The 2,447-nt window shown below is 41.0% G+C and carries 3 protein-coding genes; 2 read left to right on the forward strand and 1 reads right to left on the reverse strand.

The window, feature by feature from the left end; genetic code table 11:
• Window positions 1–245 precede the first annotated feature (245 nt).
• Window positions 246–932: a hypothetical protein gene (locus tag ACOVO2_RS05350; RefSeq protein ID WP_421768972.1), complete on the reverse strand. Its 687-nt coding sequence runs from the start codon at window positions 930–932 to the stop codon at window positions 246–248.
• Between the two features lie 175 nt (window positions 933–1,107).
• Here ACOVO2_RS05350 and dinB point away from each other — a divergent pair, with 175 nt between their 5' ends.
• The gene (gene dinB / locus ACOVO2_RS05355; RefSeq protein WP_421768973.1) at window positions 1,108–2,148 is read left to right on the forward strand and encodes a DNA polymerase IV; all 1,041 of its coding nucleotides are present in this window, start codon (window positions 1,108–1,110) and stop codon (window positions 2,146–2,148) included.
• A gap of 72 nt (window positions 2,149–2,220) precedes the next feature.
• On the forward strand, window positions 2,221–2,447 hold a 227-nt coding region (locus ACOVO2_RS05360; protein ID WP_421768974.1), incomplete at its 3' end, for a hypothetical protein.

A 2,447-nucleotide genomic window follows, 5' to 3' on the forward strand; every position in this document is an offset into this window, starting at 1 on the left:
CAGTCCACAGTAAGCAGTCCACAGTAAGCAGTCCACAATTCACAGTCTTCAATTCACAGTCTTCAGTCCACAGTAAGCAGTCCACAATTCACAGTCAGTAGTAGCAGTCCAATAGTTTGAAAACAAAGACTGAAAATAGAAGGCTGCCAACTATGTACTGAAGACTGCCCACTGAAGACAGACTGCCCACTGCAAACTGAGGACTGCCCACTGAAGACTGCCCACTGAAGACTGAAAACTGGCAACTACTTAGTTCGATAAGGTAAATTTTTAGCTACTTGATTGAGCAAGCTCGTAGAAAGTTGGTGTGGCGTATCCATTCTGTTGTTGGGTTGATTAGAAAGAGCCGTTGACCAAACCATTTCGCCACTGGCGGCATCAAAAAGTTTTACATCAGTATCTACGCCATCGTTGAATCTTGTATTCTCCATCATTATGGGCGAGATTGACATCGAGCGGTCGGTTGGGCGACTGATTTTAACGACTAATTCGCCAAAAATAACGGCATCAACATCTAAGAGTTTCGCCAAATCAGCTTTATTTTGAAATTTGACATCTTCTAAGCGAATACCGTTTTCTGCTAAAACTTTGTTGGTGCGAGTAAAGTCTTGGAACGCAATTTCGTATCGACCTTTTTCTACTTGCTTCGCAACATTCATAAAAAACTCTTTTTGAGCATCAAGGCTTGCTTCTTGCTCTTGCTTGCTAAATGGGCGTCTTACTTGCTGAACGGGACTTCCTTTTTTCTGTTTTGAATAATCAAGTGGATTCTGAAACTGAACCCCAAAAGGTAGAATGGCTACTCTTTTATGCGTATTTTTGATGGTAGCGAAGTTTTCGGCAACGAAATCTTTTGATGAAGCACAGCCCGATAAAATCAAGGCGATAATTCCGAAAGCAAAAATGCTTTTATTTATGCTGAACGTTTTCATTTTTAAAATTGGTTTTATGGTGGAAGGAAGACTTCGCTGGGCGACACTCGCTTTGAGCGAAGCCTTCCTTAGAAAGATACTTTGTTTATTATTAATGAAATTTATGTTCTAAAAGTTGTATTGAAAAATAAATAATTGAAGCCAGCCTTTGCAGCGAAAAATCATACATATTGATATGGACGCATTTTTTGCGTCGGTGGAACAGCGTGATTTTGTAGAATTACGTGGCAAACCCGTGGCCGTTGGTGGAAGTAGCGAGCGTGGAGTAGTGGCAGCAGCCAGCTACGAAGCCCGAAAGTTTGGCGTTCGTTCGGCCATGTCTTCACGGATTGCGAAGCAAAAATGTCCCAATCTGATTTTCGTAAAACCTCGTTTTGAAGTTTATAAACAAGTTTCGAGAGAAATTCGTGAGATTTTTCTGGAATACACGCCTTTGGTTGAGCCGCTTTCGCTCGATGAGGCTTATTTGGATGTAACCGAAAACTTGAAAGGAATCTCGACCGCCACCGAAATTGCCCAAGAAATAAAAGTCAGAATCAAAGAAAAAACTACGCTTACGGCTTCGGCGGGAGTTTCAGTCAATAAATTTTTGGCAAAAATCGCCTCCGATTACCGCAAACCAGATGGACTTTTTGTGATAAAACCTTCGCAGGCCGAGGCTTTTGTAGAAACGCTCGAAATCAGTAAATTTCATGGAATAGGCAGAGTTACGGCCGAAAAAATGCACAAAATGGGCATTTTCACTGGAAAAGATTTACGAGCGAAAAGTGTGGAGTTTTTGGTTAATAATTTCGGAAAAGTTGGGCGGTATTATTTCGATATTGCTCGTGGAGTTGATAATCGGGCAGTAAACCCCGACAGCATCAGAAAATCGGTAGGAGTAGAGAACACCTTCGACCGAGATTTGACCGAACCCGACGACCTTTATCTCGAACTCGATGATATTATCGAACAACTTTGGCGAAGAATGCAGCGAGCCAATGCCTTTGGTAAAAGTATTACGCTAAAAATAAAATTTGCCGATTTTGAGAGCATTACTCGCAGTCGCACGACGCAAATTGCGGTTTTTGAAAAAGATTTTTTGGCGAAAATCGCTTACGAAATGCTCAATAATCTACTTCCGATGCCCAAGGGTGTGCGTTTGATGGGCGTATCTTTCTCGAACCTCGAATTTGCCGATGAAATGATTGGTCGTCAGCTTACGCTAAGTTTCTGATTCTTTGCTCAAAATCTTCGAGTTTTAAATCTAAACCATTTAATTTGTGCGGTTAAAACTCTAATCTATCCAATGACCGAATCGACTTATCAACAACTACAAATATCAACCTCACTTGCCGAACAAATTGCTTTTGAGTTTTTCAATATTAAAGGAAGTGCAAGCCCTTTGGCGGGAGAAATTGACTTTAATTTTAAAATCACCACTTCCGAGAAATCGTATATTTTAAAAGTAAGTCGTCCTGATGCGGCTCTCGAATACCTGATTTTTCAAGACGAATTACTGAAACACCTCGAACA

Origin of the sequence: Emticicia sp. (assembly GCF_049241225.1) — a bacterium.
In the GTDB taxonomy this organism is placed as follows: domain Bacteria; phylum Bacteroidota; class Bacteroidia; order Cytophagales; family Spirosomataceae; genus Emticicia.